This is a genomic window from Winogradskyella alexanderae (genome assembly GCF_020166335.1).
Taxonomy (GTDB): Bacteria; Bacteroidota; Bacteroidia; order Flavobacteriales; family Flavobacteriaceae; genus Winogradskyella; species Winogradskyella alexanderae.
Map to the genome: position 1 here is coordinate 107,136 of NZ_JAIUJR010000003.1, position 25,913 is coordinate 133,048.

Annotated in this window: 20 protein-coding genes; 11 read left to right on the top strand and 9 right to left on the bottom strand. The window is 36.3% G+C overall.

Annotated features, from left to right (window positions below; all coding sequences use genetic code 11):
* Nucleotides 1–56 precede the first annotated feature (56 nt).
* Nucleotides 57–1,199 carry a DUF6265 family protein gene (locus LBU54_RS06240; RefSeq protein ID WP_224527335.1) on the bottom strand — a complete coding sequence of 381 codons (1,143 nt, stop codon included), beginning with the start codon at nucleotides 1,197–1,199 and terminating at the stop codon, nucleotides 57–59.
* Nucleotides 1,200–1,263: 64 nt separating this feature from the next.
* Here LBU54_RS06240 and LBU54_RS06245 point away from each other — a divergent pair, with 64 nt between their 5' ends.
* Nucleotides 1,264–1,539, top strand: coding sequence for a hypothetical protein (locus tag LBU54_RS06245; protein ID WP_224527337.1), 276 nt, complete (start codon nucleotides 1,264–1,266; stop codon nucleotides 1,537–1,539).
* 27 nt (nucleotides 1,540–1,566) lie between these two features.
* Entirely contained in the window at nucleotides 1,567–2,109 is a 543-nt protein-coding gene (locus LBU54_RS06250) for a hypothetical protein (RefSeq protein ID WP_224527340.1), read from the top strand.
* Here the strand turns inward: LBU54_RS06250 and LBU54_RS06255 are convergent.
* The 7 genes from LBU54_RS06255 to LBU54_RS06285 all read right to left on the bottom strand — a co-directional run bounded on the left by LBU54_RS06255 (nucleotide 2,096) and on the right by LBU54_RS06285 (nucleotide 11,806).
* A complete protein-coding gene (locus tag LBU54_RS06255; RefSeq protein ID WP_224527343.1) occupies nucleotides 2,096–3,370 on the bottom strand; it encodes a nuclear transport factor 2 family protein in 1,275 nt (424 codons plus the stop codon). The two genes, LBU54_RS06250 and LBU54_RS06255, sit on opposite strands and share 14 nt — an antisense overlap.
* A gap of 96 nt (nucleotides 3,371–3,466) precedes the next feature.
* Nucleotides 3,467–5,269 carry an acyl-CoA dehydrogenase family protein gene (locus tag LBU54_RS06260; RefSeq protein ID WP_224527346.1) on the bottom strand — a complete coding sequence of 601 codons (1,803 nt, stop codon included), beginning with the start codon at nucleotides 5,267–5,269 and terminating at the stop codon, nucleotides 3,467–3,469.
* Nucleotides 5,270–5,294: 25 nt separating this feature from the next.
* Nucleotides 5,295–6,485 carry an acetyl-CoA C-acyltransferase gene (locus tag LBU54_RS06265; RefSeq protein WP_224527349.1) on the bottom strand — a complete coding sequence of 397 codons (1,191 nt, stop codon included), beginning with the start codon at nucleotides 6,483–6,485 and terminating at the stop codon, nucleotides 5,295–5,297.
* A 4-nt stretch (nucleotides 6,486–6,489) separates the two neighbouring features.
* Nucleotides 6,490–8,898 (bottom strand): 3-hydroxyacyl-CoA dehydrogenase/enoyl-CoA hydratase family protein, encoded by a 2,409-nt coding sequence (locus LBU54_RS06270; protein ID WP_224527352.1) that lies wholly within the window; start codon nucleotides 8,896–8,898, stop codon nucleotides 6,490–6,492.
* Complete coding sequence (locus tag LBU54_RS06275) at nucleotides 8,891–9,352, bottom strand: MarR family winged helix-turn-helix transcriptional regulator (RefSeq protein ID WP_224527353.1); 462 nt, start codon at nucleotides 9,350–9,352, stop codon at nucleotides 8,891–8,893. The genes LBU54_RS06270 and LBU54_RS06275 overlap by 8 nt, the downstream gene beginning before the upstream one ends.
* A gap of 158 nt (nucleotides 9,353–9,510) precedes the next feature.
* Entirely contained in the window at nucleotides 9,511–9,843 is a 333-nt protein-coding gene (locus LBU54_RS06280; protein WP_224527356.1) for a hypothetical protein, read from the bottom strand.
* Between the two features lie 184 nt (nucleotides 9,844–10,027).
* A complete protein-coding gene (locus tag LBU54_RS06285; RefSeq protein ID WP_224527359.1) occupies nucleotides 10,028–11,806 on the bottom strand; it encodes an AMP-dependent synthetase/ligase in 1,779 nt (592 codons plus the stop codon).
* 357 nt (nucleotides 11,807–12,163) lie between these two features.
* Between LBU54_RS06285 and pflB the strand changes: the two genes are divergently transcribed.
* From pflB to ppdK, 4 genes are all read left to right on the top strand, one after another.
* Nucleotides 12,164–14,389: a formate C-acetyltransferase gene (gene pflB, locus LBU54_RS06290; RefSeq protein ID WP_224527361.1), complete on the top strand. Its 2,226-nt coding sequence runs from the start codon at nucleotides 12,164–12,166 to the stop codon at nucleotides 14,387–14,389.
* A gap of 42 nt (nucleotides 14,390–14,431) precedes the next feature.
* Nucleotides 14,432–15,202, top strand: coding sequence for a pyruvate formate-lyase-activating protein (gene pflA / locus LBU54_RS06295; RefSeq protein ID WP_224527365.1), 771 nt, complete (start codon nucleotides 14,432–14,434; stop codon nucleotides 15,200–15,202).
* Nucleotides 15,203–15,242: 40 nt separating this feature from the next.
* Nucleotides 15,243–16,499: an L-lactate MFS transporter gene (locus tag LBU54_RS06300; protein WP_224527368.1), complete on the top strand. Its 1,257-nt coding sequence runs from the start codon at nucleotides 15,243–15,245 to the stop codon at nucleotides 16,497–16,499.
* 170 nt (nucleotides 16,500–16,669) lie between these two features.
* Nucleotides 16,670–19,399 carry a pyruvate, phosphate dikinase gene (gene ppdK / locus LBU54_RS06305; protein ID WP_224527371.1) on the top strand — a complete coding sequence of 910 codons (2,730 nt, stop codon included), beginning with the start codon at nucleotides 16,670–16,672 and terminating at the stop codon, nucleotides 19,397–19,399.
* 74 nt (nucleotides 19,400–19,473) lie between these two features.
* Here ppdK and LBU54_RS06310 read toward each other — a convergent pair whose 3' ends face one another.
* A complete protein-coding gene (locus tag LBU54_RS06310; protein ID WP_224527374.1) occupies nucleotides 19,474–20,268 on the bottom strand; it encodes a universal stress protein in 795 nt (264 codons plus the stop codon).
* 264 nt (nucleotides 20,269–20,532) lie between these two features.
* Here LBU54_RS06310 and LBU54_RS06315 point away from each other — a divergent pair, with 264 nt between their 5' ends.
* From LBU54_RS06315 to LBU54_RS06335, 5 genes are read left to right on the top strand one after another with little or no spacing between them, the layout of a single operon-like run.
* Nucleotides 20,533–21,675, top strand: coding sequence for a universal stress protein (locus LBU54_RS06315; RefSeq protein WP_224527377.1), 1,143 nt, complete (start codon nucleotides 20,533–20,535; stop codon nucleotides 21,673–21,675).
* Nucleotides 21,676–21,700: 25 nt separating this feature from the next.
* On the top strand, nucleotides 21,701–23,446 hold the full coding sequence (locus LBU54_RS06320) for a V-type ATP synthase subunit A (protein WP_224527380.1): 1,746 nt from the start codon (nucleotides 21,701–21,703) through the stop codon (nucleotides 23,444–23,446).
* Entirely contained in the window at nucleotides 23,427–24,755 is a 1,329-nt protein-coding gene (locus tag LBU54_RS06325) for a V-type ATP synthase subunit B (RefSeq protein WP_224527383.1), read from the top strand. Before LBU54_RS06320 ends, LBU54_RS06325 begins: the two co-directional genes overlap by 20 nt.
* Nucleotides 24,752–25,342 (top strand): hypothetical protein, encoded by a 591-nt coding sequence (locus tag LBU54_RS06330; RefSeq protein ID WP_224527387.1) that lies wholly within the window; start codon nucleotides 24,752–24,754, stop codon nucleotides 25,340–25,342. Before LBU54_RS06325 ends, LBU54_RS06330 begins: the two co-directional genes overlap by 4 nt.
* Nucleotides 25,343–25,912: a hypothetical protein gene (locus LBU54_RS06335; protein ID WP_224527390.1), complete on the top strand. Its 570-nt coding sequence runs from the start codon at nucleotides 25,343–25,345 to the stop codon at nucleotides 25,910–25,912. It begins immediately after the preceding gene.
* The last annotated feature ends 1 nt before the right edge of the window (nucleotide 25,913 follow it).

The following is a 25,913-nucleotide window of genomic DNA, read 5'->3' on the forward strand; positions in this document are numbered from 1 at the left end:
AAAGCAAAAATACCGTCACTTAGTGCTGCGACACGACCTCTCGAATGATTCATTTTTTATCGTTTTAAGACTAAGGTTCCAAATATATTAGCATCTATCCAGCCTCTATTTTTATCCTCTCCTTCAACTGGAATAGAACCAATAAAATTTTCTCTGCTTTTGCTGTTATCATTATCACAATAGGCCAAAGCGAAACCAATGTTTTTATTTGCAAATAATTTTACTGGATAATTTTCAGCTTGGTCATTATAGGTGTTATCGTATAGTGAAATACGTACTTCCCAAATAGAAATATTGCCATCAGTTTTGCGTTTTGATTGCACATGAGAATTGTACAATTTACCCTCTTTTTTTGTGGACATGTCTACTACATTCCCATCTAATGCTATATGATACGCAAAAGCGTTATGATTGTACTGGTGTTCACCACCACTATTATCTTCATCGATAAATACTTCCAAGCAATCATCGTCCCACCAGAATTCTAATGGATTTTCATAAATGTCTATAAGATTATCATCTTCTATCTCAGCAAGTAGATAAAGAGCATCCTCTGTCCATGTTAGTTTATATCGACCTTTAAAATCACCTTCAGTCAATTTATCACCTAACCAAATTTGATCTAAAGGATGCCAGCTACAATTTTCCCAAATATTTTCATTGGCAATTCCATCAATTACAGGAGCTGTTTTTGCTTGTTTTACCGCTATTAACTGTTTAATAGGTTTTGTATTTTTAATTTGTTTATGATAGTTGAATTTCACGATTTCTGTTTTTCCTCCTTCATCGATATCAACATACACATTCATTTCAGCATCACTAATTCTCTCAAAGCTCATACCTTCAAAAACTACTTTGTTATCGGTAATTTCCTTTAAGGGAAAGTCAACAGTTTCATCTTTTGTTTCCCAACCCTTCAAATCAGGGCCAAAATGTTTTAATTGAAGGACAAGACTATTTTCTATCTCCCTAATTACTTCAATCTCATAAAAGGTGACTTTGCCATCATTAATAAGTTTAAAAGTGGCCATCATTGAACCACCAGATGGTTCGCTCCATATTTCTTCGGTTATACCACCAAAGGCTTCACCACGCCATGTACCAGCGATCCAAGCTATATTCTCTAGTTTTGGATCAAGTTTTTCTTGGGAATTTAAAGTAAAGCTAATAAGAGCACAAAGTATAATGATATTTTTCATTGACTGAAGCTTTTAGTTTTTAAAGCACTTGTTATCTTACCTCAAGATACTATAAACTTTGAATATGAACAATATACTCCGTATTGCCCTTTTACTCCTTCTTTGTTTTTCTTGTGCACAGAACTCCGATGAAACATCTCAAATAAACCCAGAAACATATTGGGGCGAAAATCCATGGCCCGAAATTAGAACCCAGCGTATTAATCAACTTTTACCGCCGGCACTTAAGTCAGCAGGCGTTGATTGTTGGTTGGTTATATGTCGTGAAAACAACAACTATCCTATAGCAGACCATATTGGTGGAGAGAATGCAGGTGGGACAGCAGCCTTTTTATTTTAAAATGATGAAGCAGGATTTCATTCTAAGGTGTATTCACCATCTGGTGAAGCCACTGCACTAGGCGATCTCAAAATTCATGATGAGGTTATAAGTGTAGCGCGCGGCACATCGGCCGTAAAGATGGCAGTTGATTTTATACTTGAAAAAGATTTTGAAACTATTGCAGTAAATTCTTCAGAGACAAACTCTATGGCAGATGGGTTGTCCTTTACACAACGACAGACTATTGAAGAATTTATGGGAGCAAGCGCGGATAGATTAGTATCGGCGACCGAAGTAGTGTACGAATGGCTTTCCATAAAACTGCCCGAAGAAGTAGAAATATTGAAAACAGCCGCACAGCTTACGGCAGATTGGCAAATTGAAGCTTATAAGCAAGTTATTCCAGGTAAAAGTACTGATGCTGATATAGCGAGATTTTTAAAACAAAAAATGGCGGAATATGGTGTTACGGATGCCTGGTCACCAGATCAAAATCCTAATGTAAATTCTGGTGCAGATAGAGGCCATTCACATGCCACAGATAAGGTAATTTTACCAGGAGATGTGATACAAATTAATTTTGAATAAAGGTAACTGTTGTAATTAATCCATTTTCAACTTCATAAATGGCAACAGCATTGAAGATTTGACCATTGGCTGTAACTTGCTCTTCGTCAATTACTTTGTTGCCAATTACTATTCGCTGTTTGATAAAAGCTCTTAAGTCTGGAGTTCTATCAAACCAGTCCTTATAACCTTTGCGCATCGTTTCTTTGCCTTCAGTACGAAGTGTGTTTGGATAAGTATAAAGCTTTATATCATCAGCATAATCTTTCATAAAAGCATCAATGTCTCGAGCATTGTAAGCATCAAGATTGCGTTGTACAATAGCCTCGATATCTGAGACTTCAGATTTACTTTCTGCAGGTGTTTCAATAGTTTCTGTTTCTTCATTTTGTGTTGACGTTTCATTGGTTTGAGATTCTACTGATATAGAACCCGCAATTGCCAACTTAGTCATTGAAGGATTTACAGCCAATCTTGTAATTGATGTAATTCCTAAAGAAGATAGATCGGCTATTTCTTTCCAGTTATTGTCCTTTTCTAAGGTTAGCTTGTATAGTTTAGCATCTTTTCCAGATAGAATAGTCTTACTGTTTAACCAGCAAATATCTTCAACACCGCTTATGGTATTCGCAATAAGTTTTGTTTCACCTGTTGAAGGATTTATAGATTTTATCTGCCATTGTTCATTATTCTCTTTTGAAATAAAACTAACAAGGTTTGATCCAGGAATTTCATGAAATGACCTACCGATATTTGTGGCATATTTTCGGCTTGTTCCTGAGTTAATATTTGTGCTGAATAGATTGAGATTTTCATTTTCAATAACCGCCGACACAATCGTATTGTCGTTTGACCAAGTGTAATAGGCCACAACTAAGTCATTTATTAGTGTGGTGGATTCGCCATTGCTTAAGTTATACCTATATAAACGTTGTTTGCCGTCTGTATCCAGTCTTACCGCTGAGACTTCACTTTTATTTGGAATTTTTTGAGGTGAATATTCGCCACCTTCTGTAAAATTGATCCAAACTTTAGAATTGTAGTTAATGAAATACTGTGCAATATCAGTCTGGCCATTTCTGGTTGATGAATACAAAAGCCTTTCATCATTTAAGAATGAAGGCTGGTTATCATAACCTTCATTATTGGATATATTCTCACCGTTTGAGACAGTTATTGAATTATTGTTTGCCTCTATATCATAGAGAAAAATTTCAGTATTAGTCTGTCCAAAATTAAATTGCGATATAATGGAGAAAAATAAAAGAACTCGTAACGTCATGATATAAAAATTTGCCCTTTAAAGTTAACAAAATAAAATAGCCAATTCGTAAAGTTGAATTGGCTATTAGATTTCTCATAAAATTTTATGGTCTACCTAAAAACAGTATTTGTTTTCTGTTTTTACTTTTTCTGCAATTGTATTTCTAAGCTCAACAACATTTGGATAATTCGTGTACTTTGTAAAGCGTTTTAAGCCCATTAACATCATTTTTTGTTCATCACCTTCAGCAAATGAAATAATGCCTTCCATACCATTCTTTTTAATAATTTCAACAGCATTAAACAAATACAGTTTAGCCATAGCAATCTGCTCTTTTTGAGCTTCTTCGCCAAAGCGTTTAGCGTTTTTCTCAGCTCTTAATATTGCAGATTCTGCCATATAAATTTCAATCAAAATATTTGATGCATTAAGCAATAGTTGTTGGTGTTTTTCCAAGTCTGGTCCAAATTTCTGAACAGCAGAGCCAGCTACCATTAAAAATACCTTCTTCAGTCGCGCAATTAAATCTTTTTCTTCCGATAACAATTCGGAAAAATCTGGAACATCAAATGAAGGTATGCCCATTAATTCATCGGCAACTTTCATTGCTGGACCTAGTAAATCTACATGACCTTTCATTGCTTTCTTAACCAACATACCAACTGATAGCATGCGGTTTATTTCATTGGTTCCTTCATAAATTCGAGCAATTCGTGCATCTCTCCATGCTGCTTCCATAGGTGTTTCTTCAGAGAATCCCATACCTCCAAATATCTGTATACCTTCATCCGCACAGTTTTGCACGTCTTCAGAAACAGCTACTTTAAGAATAGAACATTCTATCGCATATTCTTCAACACCTTTTAATTCAGCTTCCTGATGTGTATTGCCAGAAGCTTGTCTGATTGCAATTCGATCTTCGATATTCTTGGCTGCACGATATGAAGCCGATTCACCTGCATAGGCACTAGCCGCCATTTCAGCAATTTTGGATTTTATAGCGCCAAAATCTGCAATAGCCGTTTTGAATTGTTTCCGCTCGTTAGCATATTTAACGGCTGTAGTAGTTATTCGTCTTTGTGAATCCAAACATGCTGCGGCCAGTTTGATGCGGCCTACGTTAAGTGCATTCATTGCAATTTTAAAACCTTCACCACGACCAGCCAGCATATTTTCTACAGGCACCATAGTATCATTAAAGAAGACCTGTCTTGTAGAACTTGCTCTAATACCCAATTTATGCTCTTCTTCTCCTAGCGTTATACCATTTGATGGATCGTTTTCAACAATGAATCCTGTTATATTTTTATCGTCTTCTATTCGAGCAAAAACAATGAACAGTTTACAGAATCCAGCGTTTGATATCCACATTTTCTGACCATTAATCTTATAATGTTTTCCGTCTTCTGTTAGTTCTGCTGTAGTCTTACCTGAGTTGGCATCACTACCAGCACCTGGTTCAGTTAAACAATATGCGCCAAACCATTCTCCAGAAGCCAATTGAGGCACATATTTTTGTTTTTGTTCCTCTGTACCGTAAAGTGTTATAGGCATTGTGCCAATTCCAGTATGTGCGCCAAAAGCGGTACTAAATGATCCTGTACCACTAGAAATATAATCACATACCAGCATTGTAGAAACGAAGCCCATACCCAATCCGCCATATTCTTCTGGTACAGCAATACCCAAGAAACCAAGTTCGCCGGCTTTGCGCATACATTCTTCTGTGAAGGCGAAATCCTTCTTTTCAAATCGTTCTCGATGAGCAATAATCTCACGGTCATTAAATTCTATAACCGCTTCTTTCATCATACGTTGCTCTTCGTTAAAATCTTCAGGTGTGAAAACATCTTCACTGTTTGTTTCCTTAACCAAAAACTGACCACCTCTTAATAATTCTTTCTCAACTGTTTCCATTGCTTATATTATTGATATTGTTGTTTTAGTTTAAAAATTCGAAAATCCCAGCAGCACCTTGACCTGTACCCACGCACATAGTGACCATACCGTATTTATTTTTCATGTCTCTTTTTCGCATTTCATCAAATAATTGAACTGATAGTTTTGCACCTGTACAACCAAGTGGATGCCCTAATGCAATTGCACCACCGTTTACATTAACGATGTCTTGATTTAAATCTAACTCTCTCATCACTGCCAGTGACTGAGATGCGAAGGCTTCATTGAGTTCAATCAATTCAATATCGTTTTGTGATAGTCCACCTTGTTTTAAGGCCTTTGGAATTGCAGCGACAGGGCCTATACCCATAATTCTTGGCGGTACGCCTGCTGCCGCGTAACTTACTAAGCGTGCTATTGGTTCTAGTTTTAAATCTTTAACCATAGCTTCACTCATTACTAGTACGAATGCAGCGCCATCACTGGTTTGTGACGAGTTACCAGCGGTAACAGAACCACCTTGTGCAAAAACTGGTCTTAGTTTAGCAAGCGCTTCTTTGCTAGTTCCCTTTCTTGGTCCTTCATCTTTGGTTATGGTGAAATTACGATTCGTTTTTTTGCCATTTTCATCAACATAAGTTTCTTCAACATCTATTGGAACGATTTGGTCTTGGAATCTATCTTCTGCCAATGCTTTTAAAGCTTTCATATGTGAGTTATAGGCAAATTCATCTTGATCTTCTCTAGATACATTAAATTTGTTAGCCACTGCTTCTGCTGTATTTCCCATTCCCCAGTAATAATCCTCATGTCCAGAATTTACGATATCGTAATTTAATTCTGGTTTAAAGCCAGTCATTGGAACGGAACTCATACTTTCTGCACCACCAGCAATAATACAATCTGCCATCCCAGCTTTTATTTTTGCAACGGCCACGGCTATAGTTTCTAGTCCGGAGGAACAAAAACGATTTACTGTAACGCCTGGAACATCAACGGTGTTTAAGCCAATCAATGAAATAATGCGAGCCATATTAAGACCCTGAGAGCCCTCTGGCATCGCATTACCAACAATAACATCATCTATACGAGTAACATCAAAGTTTGGTAACTTACCCATCATATATTGGATGGTCTCTGCAGCCAATTCATCAGCTCTCTTAAATCTGAAACCACCTTTTTTGGATTTTCCTACGGCAGTTCTATATCCTTTTACTATATATACGTCTTTCATTTTCTTAGTTTCTTAAAGGTTTACCTGTTTTTAGCATGTGCTGAATTCTTTCTAATGTTTTACGCTCCGTACAAAGCGATAGAAAAGCTTCACGCTCTAGATCTAGTAAATACTGCTCAGTAACCAAGGTCGGTTCTGATAAGTCACCTCCTGCCATAACATAGGCTAACTTGTTCGCAATTTTTTGATCATGTTCACTAATGTAGTGGCTTGCTTCCATAGAATCTGTACCAACCAAGAACATACCAAGAGCCTGCTTACCTAGCACTTTTACATCTTTTCTTCGAACAGGTTGTGTATATCCAGCGTCAGCTAAAAGTCTTGCATGTGCTTTGGCTGTTGCAATTTGTCTGTCTCTATTTACAACAACGATATCTTTACCCTTTTGAAGAACGCCTAAATCATAAGCTTCATAAGCAGAAGTAGCGACTTTGGCCATACCAATGGTCAAGAAATATTCTTGAAGAACATTTAGTTCTACATCACCTTTTCTAAATGTATCTGAGGCTCTCAATGCCATTTCCTTTGACCCTGCACCTCCTGGAATAACGCCGACTCCAAATTCTACCAAGCCAATATAGGTCTCAGCAGCGGCTACAACTTTGTCTGCGTGCATAGATAATTCACATGCACCGCCTAAAGCCATGCCATGAGGGGCAGCAACTGTTGGAATTGCCGAATAGCGCATCCGCATCATAGTATCTTGGAAATATTTGATAGCCATGTTTAATTCATCATATTCCTGCTCTACAGCCATCATGAAAATCATTCCTATGTTTGCACCTACAGAGAAATTAGCACCTTGGTTACCAATAACTAAACCATCAAAATCTTTTTCAGCTAAATCAATGGCCTTGTTAAGTCCAGCTAAAACGTCACCACCAATAGTATTCATTTTAGATTGGAATTCGCAATTAAGTATTCCATCCCCTAGGTCTTCAATTACAACACCAGAATTTTTAAATACCTCATTCGTTTTACGAATGTTATCTAAAATGATAAAGCTATCCTGTCCTGGAATTTTTTCTTGTGATTTTTTAGGAATGTCATAGCAGTATGAAGCTCCATCTTTTACTGTATAAAAGGAATTACTGCCAGAAGAAAGCATTTCACTGACCCAAGCATTAGGTTCTAACCCTTCAGCCTTTATCATTTCAATTCCTTTTTCGACTCCAATAGCATCCCATATTTGGAATGGTCCATCTTCCCAGCCAAATCCGGCTTTCATAGCATCATCAATCTTATATATTTCGTCTGTAATTTCAGGAATACGATGAGAAACATAAGCAAAAAGTGCGGCGAAGTGCTTTCTATAAAATTCTGCTGCTTTATCCTTTCCACTCACAAGAACTTTAAATCGATCTACTACACGATCTATGGTTTTAGTTAGTTCTAATGTTGCAAATTTTGCGCTTTGTTTTGGTCGGTACTCTAAGGTATTAAGGTCCAATGAAAGAATTTCTTTCTTTCCTTCTGCAGACACACTCTTTTTATAAAAACCTTGGCCAGTCTTACTTCCCAGCCATTTGTTCTCCATCATGGTATTTATAAATCCTGGTATAGTAAATAGCTCTAATCGCTCATCTTTTGGGCAATTATCTTTAATTCCATTGGCTACATGAACAAGAGTATCTAAACCAACAACATCAACTGTACGGAAGGTTGCGGATTTTGGACGCCCAATAACAGGTCCTGATAATTTATCCACCTCTTCTATGGTCATTCCTAGTTCTTGTACTACATGGAAAACATTCATAATACTGAAGATTCCAATACGATTACCAATAAAAGCAGGTGTGTCTTTGGCAACAACAGATGTTTTGCCTAAAAACTGTTCACCATACCCATTTAAAAACTCTAAAACACTCGCATCAGTTTTAGGGCCTGGAATGATCTCAAATAATCTTAAATAGCGCGCTGGATTAAAAAAATGTGTTCCACAGAAATGCTTTTGAAAATCCTCGCTACGTCCGTCACTCATGAACTTAATAGGTATACCAGATGTGTTTGAGGTAATTAATGTTCCTGGCGTTCTGTGTTTTTCAAGCTTTTCAAAAACTTGTTGTTTAATATCTAAACGCTCAACAACAACTTCCATAATCCAATCTACATGTGCAACCTTTGCAATATCATCTTCCAAATTACCTGTAGTAATTCTATTTTTAAATGATGGATGATAGAGTGGGGCAGGTTTAGACTTTACAGATGTCATTAATGCATCATTAACCAGCCTGTTTCTTACAACTTTATCGTTTAGCGTTAGCCCTTTGGCTTTTTCCAATTCATTAAGTTCTCTAGGTATAATGTCCAGTAATAATACTTCTACACCGATATTAGCAAAATGACAAGCTATACCACTTCCCATAATACCAGAACCAATAATGGCTATTTTTTTTATTCTACGTTTACTCATTATTTAATGTCTGTTCGTTTTTAGTGTATATCTTTTTATTTGAAATCATATTATTTATTACCTCAGCTACTTCGTAAAAGTTTTGTAGTTGTTCTGAAGTTATATTACCTCTAATAGCATCGTTAAAAATTAAAACGCGCTCCTTTGAGTATTGTCGTTTCTCCCTTCCAAATTCTGTTAAGTGGATTAATACACCTCGACCATCTTCTGGATTTGGTTTACGCTCAATTAAACCCTTTTCTTCCATGGTTTTTAATGTACGGGATAAGCTAGTAGCTTCCATTCCCATTTTTGGTCCTAAGGACGTTGAAGCCGTACCTTTATCAGGATCTATACTGAGCAATGCAAAGCCGGTAGCCATTGTTGTGCCAAACTTTGAGGCTTCTTCATTATACATTTTATTGACTGCTAACCAGGTGGTTCTCAGGATATAATCTATTGTTTTTTCTTTCATAGTTTGTTGGACGATTCCAAATATAATAAAAATATACTATGCGTGCATAATAAAATAAAAAAATTATGCACGCATAGTATATTTTAAATTTAGAGTAATTTTTTTTGGATTAAATGTGGAGTATTTTACCCTTTGCGAAGCGGTTTTAATGGGTAAAATTAATTTGCATATTGCTCTATAGTGACATTTAAAAGCGCATTAGCATCTTCAGACTTTATCTTAACAGTATAAAATCCTAGATATGGACTATTGATAACTTTATTTATGTCACTTTTTACATTTTCCTTAAAAGTAGCATTATCCTGAGGATTGTTTGTTTTAGATCCACCAACGGCAAAGGAACCATAGTTTTCTCCAGTATCTGTATTAGATATGAGAACAGACATTGAACCCTTTAACAATTGACAGTTAACAATGAAATGAACACTTAAACTATTCTCCGACACATAGACCTCAATAAATCTCTCCTCAGAACTATTTTCAAAGCTCAATTCACTAGTTGTTTTAGAAAAGCTATCCTGTAAAAAAGGATAAAACAGGAATTGTTAAAAACAATAAAAAAAGAAATATTGATAGTAGAGTTTTAATAGGCTCAATTTTTTTTCAATGTGATCAATTCATTCGATTGTATCCTTAAATGAAAACAGCAATACGTCTTATTATTAAAGTATATCTTTAGGAGCGGTAAATTTTCTCATACAAGGCATCATATTTCTTTCTAATGACATCACGCTTCATTTTCATAGTTGGGGTGAGGTGACCATCGTCTATAGACCAAATGTCTGTTGTGAGTTCAAAACGTTTTATTTGCTCCCATTTACCAAAGTTTTGATTGTATTTATCCACCTCTTTCTGAATACGTTTAATTACTTTTTCTGAGGTAGCTATTTCATGCTCAGATGTTCCGATATCGTCATATTCCTTATCTTCAATCCAATCTCTAATAAATTCAAAGTTTGGCTGAATAAATGCACCAGGCATTTTTTCACCTTCACCTATGACCATAACTTGTTCTATAAAAAGAGATTGTTTTAGGTTGTTCTCGAGAAGCGTAGGTATAATGTATTTACCACCGGATGTCTTAAACATTTCCTTTTTTCGTCCTGTTATCTTTAGGAAGCCATCTTCATCAATTTCACCCTTGTCACCAGTGTGAAAATAATCGCCTGTCATAACACTAGCTGTTTTTTCAGGATCTTTATAATATCCTTTCATAACATTAGGGCCTTTGATGAGAATTTCACCATCATCTGCAATCTTTACCTCAACATTTTCAATTGGTTTTCCAACTGTTCCCACTTTATAGTGGTTGTCATCAATCATCCCAACAGACACAACTGGCGAGGTTTCTGTAAGGCCATAGCCTTCCATAACTTTCATGCCTGCAGCCCCAAATACTCTTGCAAGTCTTGGCTGTAGGGCTGCACTACCAGAAACCATTGTACCCAATTCACCTCCTAAAGCCTCACGCCACTTGCTGAATATGAGTTTATTGGCAATTTTTAATTTGAATTCATACCAACTACCATTGGCACCATAGGGTTCCCATTTTTCACCTAAACGCACTGCCCAAAAGAATAATGCTTTTTTTAGTCCTGTTAAATCTTCTCCCTTAAGCATTATTTTATCAAATACCTTCTCTAAGAGACGTGGTACTACACTCATTAGGTGTGGGTGCACTTCTTTTGCATTTTCCCCAATCTTGTCTAAGGCCTCTGCAAAATAAATGGATGTCCCGGCATATTGATAAACATATATAAGAACGCGCTCAAAAATATGGCAAATGGGCAAGAAACTTAAAACTCTAGTTTTACCAGAAGGTGGTAAGGGTACTCGAGGAGAACTATCTAAAACATTACTTGTAATATTCCAATGCGAAAGCATTACACCCTTTGGCCTGCCAGTGGTTCCAGAGGTATATATTATTGTTGCTAGATCATCTGGTTTAACCGCATCTTTTCGTTTTTCAACTTCAATCTGTGAACTCTCGTTCTTACCGAGTTCAAATAATTCCGAATAATGCTTACACCCTTTAATGTGGTCAAAGGAATAAACCTCCTTTACCTTTGTTTTAGCTTTAATCTTATTTACTTTTTCCAAAACCTCCTCATCAGAAACAAAACAATAGATGGATTCGCTGTGGTTAAGCACATATTCATAGTCTTCTGAACTTATGGTTGGGTATATTGGAATGTTTTGTGCGCCTACTTGCAAAACACCAATATCCATAATGTTCCATTCGGTTCTATTGGTAGATGATATGACAGCAATTTTATCATTTTTCTGAACACCTAATTGTAAAAGTGCTCTACTTACTGCATTGGCTTTATCCAAATATTCTTTTGTGGACATAGGCGTCCATTTACCGTTATATTTGGTTACAAGTGCAGAATCGTTTGGTTTGTTTTCTAATTGATAGTAAGGGAAATCAAAAAGACGTGTAACTTCAGTCATAGTAGTTTTTGCAAATAATTAGTCGGATTAGTACGAAAATATGAAAATCTCTTCTATAATTATGACTAATTGAATAATGCTTGTTGTTTTTTTAACAAAATTTTGGAAATTCTATATTTCATAACTATCGTTTGTCAAAATTAAGTGTTTAGTTGAAGGTGATACTTAATTTTGAAAGTGGTGTAATAATTTAACATATTTGACTTCCCTTATTTCAAACGTTTTCGCTCAAAAACCCTTTAATTATAAGGTGTTGAAAAAGTAAAACATGATAAAAATCAGCATTCCCAATTTATTTCAAAATTAATTTTGTAGCGTTAAGAAACGAAAATAGTTAAGAAATAAAACCATATAATCATGGAAGTAAAACCATTCTTGGATGGTCTCTGGACCGAATCAGTTAATGTAAGAAGTTTTGTTTTTAATAACATTACGCCATACCATGGCAATGCTGAATTTTTAGAAGGTCCAACATTTAGAACTAAAAAGCTCTGGAGTATTTGTAAAAAAGCAATGGCTGAAGAACGTAATAATAATGGTATACGTTCAATCGATACTGAAACCATTTCTACAATTGATGCATTTGATCCTGGCTATATTGATAAGGAAAGTGAAGTAATTGTTGGATTACAAACAGACGACCTTTTAAAACGAACAATGAAGCCATTTGGTGGCTTTAAAGTGGTAAATAAGGCCCTATCTGAATATGGTCTAAAACCAAATAAAAAAATAAAAGAGTTATTCTCAAAATATGTAAAAACCCATAATGATGGTGTTTTTGATGCGTATAACGATGAGATTAAAAAGTACCGTTCATTAGGTATCCTTACAGGATTACCAGATAATTATGCAAGAGGTCGAATTATTGGCGATTACAGACGCCTTGCACTTTACGGACTAGATTTTCTAATTAAAAAGAAAACGGAAGATCTGGCAAAGGTTACTGGTCCAATGACTGATGATGTTATACGGTTACGTGAAGAAATATCTGAACAGATCAAGGCATTGAGAGCCATGAAACGTCTAGGTGACAAGTATGGCTTAGATTTAAGTAGACCTGCTCAAAATGCCCAAGAAGCCGTACAATGGACCTACATGGCTTACTTGGCGGCTGTAAAAGAACAAGACGGAGCAGCTATGTCTTTAGGTAATGTTTCTACATTTTTAGACATCTATATTGAAAATGATTTACAGAAGGGAAGAATTACTGAAGCTGAAGCCCAGGAGTATATTGACCAGTTAGTGATGAAATTAAGAATGGTACGTCATTTAAGAATGAAGGCTTATGAAGAAATTTTTGCTGGTGATCCAACATGGGTAACTGAGGCTATTGGTGGTATGTTTTCGGACAGCAGAACAAAAGTGACAAAAACGTCTTTCCGATTCTTGAATACACTTTATAATTTAGGACCATCACCAGAACCAAATATGACTGTATTATGGTCTGAGGATTTACCAGAAAACTTCAAAAAATTCTGTGCAAAAGTTGCCATCGAAACATCATCATTGCAATTTGAAAATGACCGATTAATGCGCGAATTACGCCATAGTGATGATTACGGAATTGCGTGTTGTGTTTCACATCAAGATTTAGGTAAATCCATTCAATTTTTTGGTGCAAGAACCAACTTGGCTAAAACGCTATTACTGGCGCTTAATGGTGGTCGATGCGAGCTTACCGGAGTCCAAATATTTGAAGGTGTTCCATTAGATAAAGATGAGTATTTAGATTTCGATAAAGTGATGACCAACTTCAAAATCGCAATGCAAGAAATCGCCCGAGTTTACAGTGATACTATGAATATCATTCATTTTATGCATGATAAGTATTACTATGAAAAAGCCCAAATGGCCTTGATTGATACAAATCCGCATATTAATATTGCATATGGCATTGCAGGTTTATCAATAGTGGCAGATTCATTATCTGCTATTAAGTATGCTAAAGTAAAACCTGTGCGTAACGAAAAAGGTTTAACTGTAGATTTTAAAATAGAAGGTGAATTTCCTAAATATGGAAATGATGACGATCGTGTGGACCAATTGGCTGCGCAAGCAGTTTCAGATTTTAATCATGAGCTCAAACAGTTTCCTGTTTACAAAAATGCAGAACCTTCATTATCTGTTTTAACCATAACTTCTAATATTGCTTACGGCAGAAAAACTGGAGCTACACCTGATGGTAGGGCACAGGGTGTGCCATTTGCACCAGGAGCAAACCCTATGCAAGGACGTGACGAAAATGGAGCTATTGCGTCATTAAATTCAGTAGCTAAAATTAACTACAGCGATGCACAAGATGGTATTTCAAATACATTTTCAATTGTACCAAAATCCTTAGGTCCTGATATTGAAACGAGAGTTGAAAACCTAACATCAATTCTAGATGGTTATTTTGAGAACAATGCACAGCACATCAATATAAATGTATTGGATAAAGAGACATTACTAGACGCGATGAAGCATCCTGAAAATTACCCGCAACTTACAGTTAGGGTTTCTGGTTATGCGGTAAATTTTGTGAGACTCACGAGAGAGCAACAAATAGAGGTCATTTCAAGGTCGTTCCATGAAATGATGTAAAAAGGTCTAACCAAAGCATCTGAAAACAAGACGATTTTTCAGGTGCTTTTTTTATCAGAGATTATAAAAACGCAAGATAACATACTAAATGTACACTCCATTGAATCATTTGGCACTCATGATGGTCCAGGAGTGCGATTTGTTATATTTCTTCAAGGATGTAAACTTAAGTGCCTGTATTGTCATAATCCTGATACAATTGGTTTAGAAGGGGGTAAACCCTATCATATTGAGACTCTATTTAGTTTAATACTAAAATCAAAACCTTATTTTGGCAAAAATGGTGGTGTTACGGTATCAGGTGGTGAACCATTGCTGCAGGCTAAAGCGCTTATTCCTTTATTTAAGAAATTGAAAGAAGCAGGTATTCATACAGCATTGGATACAAATGGAAGAATATTAAATCATTTTGCACAAGAGCTTCTGGATGCGTATACAGATCTAGTGATGCTCGATGTAAAGCATATGACTGAAGAGGGATACCAATATATTACTGGGATGAAGAATAAAGAAACGACATTTAATTTTTCAAGATATAGGGAACTATCGAGCAAGCCAATGTGGTTGCGCTATGTTCTAATACCGGGACTAACTGATCAAACAGAGCTTTTACAATCAATGGGAAATTACTTTAAAAACTATAAAACCATTGAAAGACTAGAAATTCAACCATATCACAAATTAGGTGTTCATAAATGGGATGCTTTAGGTTGGGACTATAAATTAAAAAATGCTAGAGAAAATACGATAGAAGAAATTGAACATGCTGTTCAAACTTTAAAACCTTACTTTAAAAAAGTAGTTGTAAATTGAATATACTATAAGAACTAATGATAACTAAATGAAATTAGATATGAATACTCCTAAATTAAAAAACCGTTGGTTAATTGCACTTTCTGCCGTAGGAATTCATATATCAATTGGTTCGGTTTATGCCTATTCTGTAATTACTAATCCGGTTAAGGAAATTTTTGATGTTGAAGGAAGTGTCATAAAATGGGCCTTTAAAATAGCAATCTTATTACTTGGCTTTTCAGCTGCTTTCCTTGGTCCTTGGGTAGAAAGGGTTGGTCCAAAAGTAAGTGGAACCACGGCAGGTATTTTTTATGGAATAGGAATTCTAGGCTCAGGTTTGGCCGTACAATTAGAGTCTTTGGTTTTGTTCTACCTCTGTTATGGTGTAATTGGTGGTATAGGTCTTGGTCTAGGCTATATTACTCCCGTAAGTACGCTTGTTAAGTGGTTTCCTGACAAAAGAGGCTTAGCAACTGGCATGGCTATAATGGGATTTGGATTTTCTGCTTTAATCTTTGGTCCTGTTATGCAAACGTTCTTCGAAGCAGTTGGTGTAGCAAATGCTTTCTTTTTATTAGGTCTTATTTACATGATTCTTATACTTTCATCTGCAAGATATATTGAGCGTCCTCCTGAAGGCTATTTACCAGATGGTTACAAGCCAGGGCAATCTAAAACGGTAAAAGCAGACATATCTAATGTTACTGCAAGAGAAGCCTTAAGGTCGTCACGTTTTATCTACATATGGTTAATGATGTTTATAAATATAACTTGTGGTATTGCAATTATTGCGGCTGCAAGTCCAATGATGCAGGAGAAATTGAGCTACACACCAATGCAAGCGGCTACGGTGGTTGGTTTAATAGGTGTCTTTAACGGACTGGGTAGGATTATTTGGTCAGGATTATCAGATTATCTAGGTCGTCCAAACACTTATATTATATTTTTTGCATTTCAAATTTTAGCATTCTATTTTTTACCTCAGATTACTATTGAGATAGTATTTTTAATTATTCTTTTTACTGTAATAACGATGTATGGTGGGGGTTTTGCAACACTTCCTGCATTCTTGGGAGATTTGTTTGGTACCAAACAGCTTGGTGCTATCCATGGAATGGTTTTGGCAGGTTGGGGACTTGCAGGCGTCATAGGTCCGACGATCTACGATGTAGTCAAAAATACCACGGGATCACTCGACATCACCTTAAAGGTGTTTAGCGGTTTATTCGTGGTTGCTTTGATAGTTTCATTTTTAATGAAACGCTCTGTAAAAAAGGCTTATTCCAAAATGGAGAACAGTACTCTTGTAGCCTAATTTTATGCAATTTTCTTAATCATGTTTATTGACCTTATTAATTCATATTAATGTCAAAACTTTTTCTGATAGATGATAATTATCATGTAAATTCTTCCGTATTACATCTACTTTTATACCGTCTTTTGGAAAATTAGACATTAAAAAAGAGAATCAAAAAATTATATAAAATGGAAGTAATGGAAGGGTTAAAAACTCGAGTTTACAGATTTGGAAACAAAACTGCAGACGGAAACAGTAAAATGAAAAATTTGTTAGGAGGTAAAGGTGCTAATCTAGCAGAAATGAGTGCGCTCGGCATACCTGTTCCTCCTGGATTTACTATCACAACTGAAGTATGTACTGAATACAATCAACTAGGCAAAGATGCCATAATTGAGTTGGTAAAAGAAGAGGTTGAGCAGTCTATAGCTAATATTGAAACTCAAATGGGTTCAGTATTCGGGGATAAAGAAAATCCACTATTAATTTCAGTCAGATCTGGAGCAAGAGTATCTATGCCAGGAATGATGGATACTGTGTTGAACTTAGGTTTGAATGATGAGGTTGTAATTGGTTTAGCCAAACGTACAAACAACGAACAGTTTGCATGGGATTCTTATCGTCGTTTCATTCAAATGTACGGCGGTGTTGTTATGGGGATGAAACCAGAATCAAAAGACGATATTGATCCTTTTGAAGAAATAATGGAACACCTAAAGCATAAACGAGGCATTCAACTAGATACTGAATTTACCGTTCAAGATTTAAAAGATTTAGTGTACGATTTTAAAGACACAATCAAAAAGCGCACAGGTAAAGATTTTCCAACAGATCCATGGGAACAGCTTTGGGGTGCAATAATGGCTGTTTTCAATAGCTGGAATGGTGATAGAGCAGTCTATTATCGTAATATGCATGGTTACCCTGCTGATTGGGGAACTGCTGTAAATGTTCAAGCTATGGTGTATGGAAACATGGGAGATAATTCTGGTACAGGTGTTTGTTTTACACGTGATGCCGGCACTGGCGAAAATGTATTCAATGGTGAATATTTAATAAATGCGCAAGGTGAGGACGTTGTTGCAGGGGTACGCACACCACAGCAAATCACAAAATTAGGATCTCAACGCTGGGCAAAATTAGCGAAAATTGAAGAAGACGATCGATTAGAAAATTATCCTTCACTCGAAGAATTGATGCCATCAATTTTTAATGAATTAAACGAATATCAAGATATATTAGAGAAGCATTATCGCGATATGCAGGACATGGAGTTTACGATTCAAGATGGTAAGCTTTGGATTCTTCAGACTAGGAACGGTAAGCGTACCGGAGCGGCCACTGTTAAAATAGCAATGGACTTGCTTAAGGAAGGCATGATTAACGAAAAAGAAGCCTTGTTGTTAATTGAACCGAACAAACTAGATGAATTATTACATCCCATATTTGACCCTACTGCATTAAAACGCTCAAATGTTATAGCACAAGGTTTGCCTGCTTCTCCTGGAGCAGCAACAGGTAGAATAGTGTTCTTTGCGGATGAAGCCAAAAAGTATAAACACAGTATTTTAGTCCGTATCGAAACTTCTCCCGAAGATTTAGAAGGTATGAATATTGCCAAGGGTATTTTAACAGCACGAGGTGGTATGACCTCTCACGCTGCTGTGGTAGCTAGGGGTATGGGCAAATGTTGTGTATCTGGCGCAGGGGCGCTCAACATTAACTATAAGACTAGAACACTAACTGTTGGGGATCACGTTTTTCATGATGGTGACTGGATTTCCTTAAATGGTACAACAGGAAACGTTATTGAAGGTAAAGTAGCAACTATGGAGCCAGAACTTAGTGGTGAGTTCGCAGAACTTATGACACTTGCTGAAAAGTATGGTGAAATAAAAGTTCGTACCAACGCGGATACACCGAAAGACGCAAAAATAGCTCGAGCATTTGGTGCACAGGGTATAGGCCTAACTAGAACTGAGCATATGTTCTTTGAGGTTGATAGAATTAAAGCGATGCGCGAAATGATTTTAGCAAATACCATTAAAGGACGTAAACATGCATTAGACGAATTATTACCAATGCAACGTGTTGATTTTGAAGGTATTTTTGAAGCTATGCAGGGACAATCAGTTACGATTAGATTGTTAGACCCGCCATTACATGAGTTTGTGCCTCACCAATTAGCTACTCAAAAGGAATTGGCTGAAGATATGCATATCTCACTACAGGCGGTTAAGAATAAGGTCGCCGAATTGGAAGAATTTAATCCAATGCTTGGACACAGAGGCTGTAGGTTAGGTAATACTTATCCTGAAATTACAGAGATGCAAACAAGAGCAATAATTGAGGCAGCACTTAATTTAAAAGAAAGAGGCATTGTTTGTAAACCTGAAATAATGATCCCTCTAGTGGGAACCGTTAAGGAGTTTGAAATGCAAAGTGAAATAATTAGAGACACTGCTAATAAAATTTTCGAAGAACGTGATGACACAATAGAATTTTTAGTTGGTACTATGATTGAGGTACCAAGAGCCGCTCTTGTGGCAGATCTAATAGCAGAGAAAGCAGACTTCTTCTCCTTTGGTACAAACGATTTAACGCAAATGACTTTTGGCTATTCACGTGATGACGCGAGTAAATTCTTGCCAATCTATATTGAAAAGGGAATTTTAAAAGTAGATCCTTTTGAAGTAATAGATCAGGAAGGAGTGGGGCAATTAATAAAATTAGGTACACAAAGAGGTAGAGCTACAAAACCAAACCTAAAAGTAGGTATTTGTGGAGAACATGGCGGAGAGCCTAGTTCAGTTGAGTTCTGTTATAATACAGGAATGGATTACGTAAGTTGTTCACCTTATAGAGTTCCAATTGCAAGGTTGGTATCTGCACAAGCAGCTATCAAAGCAACTATGTAAATATTTTTTGGTTCCAAAAAGCCTGAAGATTTTCTTCAGGCTTTTTTATTCTTTGTGGTACATGTAAGAAAAAATTAGCTATGTAGTATTAGAATCGGTACAGGACTATTAAATGTTTGTTTTAAGGTTACACTTCCGCTAAATAAACGGTCTAGGAAATCCTTTTTAGTTCGCAATAAACAAAGTAAGTCTATATCATTGTTATTAATATGAACGTTTAGTTGTTGGTTTAAATCTCCTTTAGCTTTCTTATGTGTAAATTCAGGATTTAAATCCTTAACAGCTGTAGTGATTTTATCGAAACTGGGCAACCCATTATTCGAAATATGAAGAATTTCTAGCTTGCTTTTATGAAGTGTAACTATTTCTTTTAGAGATGACAGAGCAGAGGCATCTTTTATTGAATCATCACCAATTGCAAAAACAACTTTTTCAATGTCCTTGAGTTCATAATCTAGAGGCACGACAATGACTGGAATTGATGATTTTGAAACAACACCTCCTGCAATGCTGCCCATAAAGACTTCCTTTAGACCACTCACGCCTTTCGTTCCCATCACAACCATATCAAACCTACCGGAATTTCCGAGTTCAGAAATCGTTGAAACTGCATAGTTCTTAGCCATTTTAGTTTTGAAGACCACATCAGGCGCTTTTTCTCTCATAGCACTAATCAAAGCTTCCATTTCCTTAGTAGCTTCCTTGATTAAAATGCTGTCAATAGATTTCATCATTAATGCAGTAGATTTTGTGCCGTATATATGTAAAACTGTAACTTCTAGAGCATTACTATTATACAAATCAATAGCATATTGAAGCGCATTTTTTGAAGTATCCGAAAAATCGACAGGTACAAGAATTCTTTTCATTCTAAAGGGTTAAAATTACTCTTAATTTCTTTTTAAATGTATAATAACTAAATTGAAAAATCAAGGATAACATCAATTATATTCCATTCATTCTCTTAAAAAAGTTGCAGGCGAAAATTCGCTAAATTAATTTCAACAATCATGAGAATTGTCATTATTTTTTTTTGAGAATTCACTAAATTTGAGCAGTTTCAAACGATACTTGTTTTCTGTCAAAATAAGTTCGGCTCATATAAAAATCACATAAAGATAAATCTAAATTAGATGAAAATACTCGATAAAATATTATTTGCTCAAGACTTTGCATCAACATCAAAAAACCTACAAAATGTGGCCATGTCACTAGCTAAGACATTTAAGTCAACCATTGTACCGATTCATGTCTTACCCGAGGATATTGTTAACCCAAAGGCAAAAGAGTTATTAGATACCGTTGCAAAAGAAAAACTAAATGAAACAATCGAAGCGTTTAAGAGCAATGGTATAAACGCAGAAAACCCAATACTTAAGCATGGTGTTGCCCATGATTTGATTGCTATGACGGCATCTGCTGTGAATGCAAATATGATACTGGTTGGATCAGGTGAAAATAAATCTAAAGATAAGTTTAAGTTGGGTACTACAACGGAGCGAATAATACAGTATAGTGAAAAACCTGTATTGGTTATTAAAGAAGATGACAAATTTAATATAAGGACAATACTTTGTCCGGTGGATTTATCAGACCCGTCAAAACGTGCTTTAAACAACGCAATAATTATAGCAAGAAGATTTGATGCAAATCTTTTGATATTAAGTGTTTCGGAAGAACAAACATCCTCTTGGTTTACATCAAAAGAGGAGCTCAACAAGGAAAATGAGGAGCGCTTTGAAAAGCATAAAAAAGAATTCGCCAAGTTTTTAGAGCAATTTAATCTTGATAATCTTAACTGGGATAAATTAGAAACCAGAGGAGAAGCGTCTAAAGAAATATTAGGAACCATAGCATCAGACAGCGTAGATTTATTAATTATGGGTACTGCTGGCAGAACAGGATTGAATAGATTAGTAGTTGGGAGTGTAACCGAAAAGGTCATTCGTGAAGTTCCATGTAGTTTCTTAACTTTAAAATCGCAAGATGTTATAAATCTTCATCTTGAAACAGATATCAAAGATTTTGAAACCTTATATAAGGCTGGAGAGCAACTTGAAAAAGATGGTTTTTATGAAGAAGCCATAGAGCAATACAAGGCAAGTTTGGGGATCAATACCATGCATGTTCCCGCATATAGCGCTATTGCTAAACTGTACGATAAGTTAGATAAACCTGAGAAGGCAAAATTGTACCGTAAAAGTGCCAATGAAATCAAGGAGCGTATATGGTATAATAAAATTGAGGAAGAGGTGCGAAAATTGAGAGGCAGTTAAAAAAAAATAAAAAGACCGAATTTACTTGGGACAAGCAAAAGGAAAAGTTGTAAGCGTTAATGAATCTTTAGTTGGTGTTGAAAACACTGAGGGTTCAGTAATGAATGGAGAGGTAGCCTATATCATTATCGATGGAGGTAAAAGATTAAAATCCGAAGTTATTGATGTTAAACCTGGTAAACTGGTCTATCTTCAGGTGTTTGAAGACACGTCATGGATGCGTGTTGGTGATGTGGTAGAATTTACTGGCTTACCGTTATCCGTAAAATTAGGTCCTGGAATATTAGGCACTGTTACAGACGGGCTTCAAAACCCTTTGTACGAGCTCGCCAAAGAAGCATGGTTCCTAGAGCGAGGAATGGTGGTCGATCCTTTAGATACTAAAACTAAATGGCATTTTACCCCTAAGGTAAAGAAAGGAGATTCTGTAAGTGGTAGTTCTATTTTAGGTTCAGTTCCTGAAAAGTTATTTACCCACAAAATATTTGTTCCATTTTCATTCCAAGACGAATACACAATTTACAGTATTGCAGAAGAGGGTGATTATTCAGTTAATGATACTATTGCAACCATTAAGGATGAGTCAGGTAACACGATAAATCTTACGATGGTTTTCGACTGGCCGGTAAAACAACCCATGCCATTTCATCAACGCTCAGTTCCTACAGAAACTTTACCTACAGGAATGCGAATTCTTGATGCACTCTTTCCCATAGCCTATGGTGGCACGGCATGTAGTCCAGGTCCTTTTGGTGCTGGGAAAACTGTATTGCAACACAGTATTGCAAAACACTCAAGAGCAGATGTTGTAATTATTGCAGCTTGTGGTGAAAGAGCTGGTGAGGCAGTTGAGGTATTTAAAGATTTTCCTGAATTGATAGACCCTAGAACAGGTAAGTCGCTAATGGATAGAACCTATATCGTTGGTAATACATCGTCAATGCCAGTTGCCGCACGTGAAGCTTCAGTTTACATGGCAACCGCAGTAGGCGAATATTATCGTAAGCAAGGCCTTAATGTATTAATCTTGGCCGACTCTACTTCAAGATGGGCACAAGCACTACGCGAAACCTCTGGAAGGAAAGAGGAAATTCCTGGTCCAGAAGCTTTTCCAATGTATATATCAACCCTTATTTCAGCATTTTATGACAGAGCAGGTGTTGAAATCTTACCTGACGGAACCAAAAGTTCCCTCAGTATTATCGGAACCATATCACCAGCTGGTGGTAATTTTGACGAACCGGTTACTCAAGCTACATTGTTAAGTACAGGTGCATTTCTAGGATTATCCAGAGAACTTTCTGACGCCAGAAAATATCCAGCAATAGATCGCATTGATAGTAGTTCTCAATATCCATCATTGATAACAGCAGATGAAGTAATGTTTTTAAAGAATTTGCTAAAAGAAGGAAAAACCATTTCTTCTAATTTGTTGCTAATGGGTGAACGTGGTATTACTAATGAAGCATATATTACCTATCAAAAATCTGAACTATTAGACGCCGTATTTTTACAGCAAAATAGTTTCCATCCTATCGATGGGGTAACTGCGCCGGATCGTCTACGGATGATGTTCGATATGATAAAACACATTATTGATTCGCCAGTTCACATAGAAACCAAGGAGGATATTCGGTCGCATTTCAATTTCTTACGTCAAGCCTTTATTGATTGGAATAATTTAAAGTTAGATGATTCTAATTTTGAAAACCAAAAAGCTAAAATTGTTAATCTGGTTAAACAAAAAGCACATGCTAAGGAAAACGTATGAGAACATAGATAGTATTGGAAGGGCTATTTTAACCATTGAGGCCAAGGACGTCCATAATAAGGAGCTGGCCGAGGTAATTTATCCAGATGGTAAAAAAGCTTTTGCTCAAGTTATTGCCCTGAATGGTAATAAGGTAACCTTGCAACTCTTTGGAGGTGGATTTGGGGTTTCAACCGATTGTAAAATTCGTTTTTTAGGACACCCCGTTCAAGTTGGTTTTTCTGACGATATGTTGGGTCGAGTATATGCTGGAAATGGCGAGCCTATCGACGGAGGACCTCAATTAACATCAGATATGACTCGGGTTGCAGGGCCGTCAATTAATCCAGTTAAACGTCTCATTCCAAAAAATATGATACGGACTGGTGTACCCATGATCGACGTCTTTAACACTTTAGTACGGTCTCAAAAAATACCGATTTTCGCTAGAGCTGGCGAACCCTATAATAGACTATTGGCTAATGTAGCGACGCAAACTGATGCCGATGTTATTATTATTGGCGGTGTTGGACTTAAATATGACGAGTACCACTACTTTAAAGAACGTATCGAAGAAGCAGGTAGTAAGAGTAAAACGATTATGTTTATTCATACGCATCGCGACTCGATTGTAGAGGGATTAATGGTTCCAGATTTAGCATTGGCAGTTGGTGAACGATTTGCACTACAGGGCAAAAACGTATTTGTGTTATTATCGGATATGACCCAATGGTCAGATTATTTGCGTCAAGTGGCCAATGCCCAAGATCAGATACCGGCTAACCAAGGGTATCCTGGTGATTTGTACTCGCAATTAGCAAGTCGTTATGAAAAGGCCGCAGACATAGAGGATTCAGGAAGTTTAACCATTTTAGGGGTTACAACCATGGATGATGTAACACATCCAGTTCCAGATAACACAGGCTATATTACCGAAGGCCAGTTTTTTATGAAGGATGGTTACTTGGAATTGTTCGGCTCTCTGAGTCGCTTAAAGCAACAGGTCAATGATAAAACCCGTGACGACCATCGCGGGATTATGAACGCCATGGCGCGATTGTTATCGGAAGCAGAAGAGCGTGTAAAGGCTCAAAAATTTGGTTCTGTTAAGGATGATTATTCGCTACGTCTATTGGATTATCGTAAAACGTTTCAGCGTGAATTAATGGATCCGTTTAGGTATTTGGAATTAGAAGAGGCCTTGGACTTATGTTGGGATATTTTAGCCAATCATTTCAAGAAAGAGGAAGTAGGATTGGCATCAAACCTCGTTGAAAAATATTGGCCAGAAAAAGGCAAGTTTAAGATTTTAAAAGCAGAGTACTTATGAGTGAACAGACATTAGATGGATTGATTGCCAAGGTAAAATCTGAGGCTATAGAAGCCTCTGAATTAGAAGCTCAAAGTATTATTAATGACGCGAAGCTGAAAGCAAAACAGATTATAAATAAGGCTGAGGCAGACAAAAGAGCACTTATAAAAGATGCTGAAGTACATGCCGAAGGCTTAGTCAAAAAAGGAAAAATAGCTTTAAATCAAGCGGCACGAGATGTACAGATTTCAGTAAAAAACGATATTCACAATCTTTTTAAATCCGTTCTAGAAGCAGAGGTAAAAGAAGCATTCACAACAGATTTATACACTAAAGTTATTTCTAAGGTAATGGATAGTTTGGGGGGTAAAGTAGCAGTTACGCTTCCTAAAGATATGGAAGACGAGATGATTAAATCTTTGCAAAATAGTCTTGCAACCTCTAAATCAGTACCTCAAATAATAAAAAAAAATAATTTACTCTCAGGACTATCAGTTACCAAAATTGATGAAGGTTGGAGCTATGATATAACTGCCGAAGAAATTGCTGAATTGTTAAGTCAACATTTAAGTCCTAAATGGGCTGAAATTCTTAAAAACGCATAAATGCTCACAGGAAACCTAGAATATCTCATTAGCAGTCTTCCAAATCTTACTTTTAGTTATTCGGATACGGTTAAACTTGAGATTAGGGGTCTGTTTCAAAAGTATGCTTCTAATGAGGAGGACTCTCAAGACTTGGTTTCCATATTACATGATGATGCTTCCAAATATTTATCACCTTCGGAATTTAATAGGTTTAAAACTATTGAGTTAAAATCCATTCATCTACCAAACTTTCGAGACAGTTCTGTAGATGTGGTTGCTAAATTCTCAAAATTTATGCACCACTTAAAAAGTGAATTAAAAGACTATCGTATAAATCGTAAATCAATTGAATCTACTGGTAAATTGCATTATGAAATCCTAGGTGAACTGCCAGAAAATCCCTTAAAAGCAGAAGAGTATCTACTCGGTTTGCAATGGCAGAAATTAGAAACCTTATCTTTAGGTCACTATGCGAACTTTTCTGCTTTAACACTATATAAACTTAAGCTTGAGGTATTGTTACGTTGGTGGCAATTTGATGCAGAGGTAGGATTCGAAGTTTTTCAACAATCCTTAAAAGTAGCGTGAT